The following is a 448-nucleotide window of genomic DNA, read 5'->3' on the forward strand; positions in this document are numbered from 1 at the left end:
ACGTCACGGTATCCGTCTGGTTTTTTTTCAATGAGATTTGCTGCAAGGGGTTCAAGAGTAAAAACATAGCCTTCAGGCTCATTAAACGTAATAAAATTATGACTTTTAATACCAAAATTCTCAAAAATTACTTGCGCAAATTTTTCGAACCACACTGGTGATTCAGGGTTAGACCAACTACCTTTTTTATAAAGCGCTAATGGCATGTCCCAGTGGTAAAGTGTAATCACCGGCTCAATATTAGCTTCTTTTAAGTCAGCAATAAGTTGGTTGTAATATTCTAATCCCTTTTTATTTACCGTTACACCGTCAGGCATGACCCTGGACCAGGATATGGAGAAGCGGTACGAATTGACACCTAATTCTTTCATGAGTTGTATATCTTTTAGATAGACATCCCGAGAAATTTGATTGGCTGCAACATCTCCATTTTCAACGGTACCAATAG

The 448-nt window shown here is 37.9% G+C and carries 1 protein-coding gene; it reads right to left on the reverse strand.

What is annotated here, in order from left to right:
- On the reverse strand, positions 1 to 448 hold a 448-nt coding region (locus IM284_RS23175; RefSeq protein WP_193055979.1), incomplete at both ends, for a family 1 glycosylhydrolase.

The sequence above is a fragment of the Enterobacter cloacae complex sp. P12RS genome (assembly GCF_014895875.1).
In the GTDB taxonomy this organism is placed as follows: Bacteria; Pseudomonadota; Gammaproteobacteria; order Enterobacterales; family Enterobacteriaceae; genus Enterobacter; species Enterobacter bugandensis.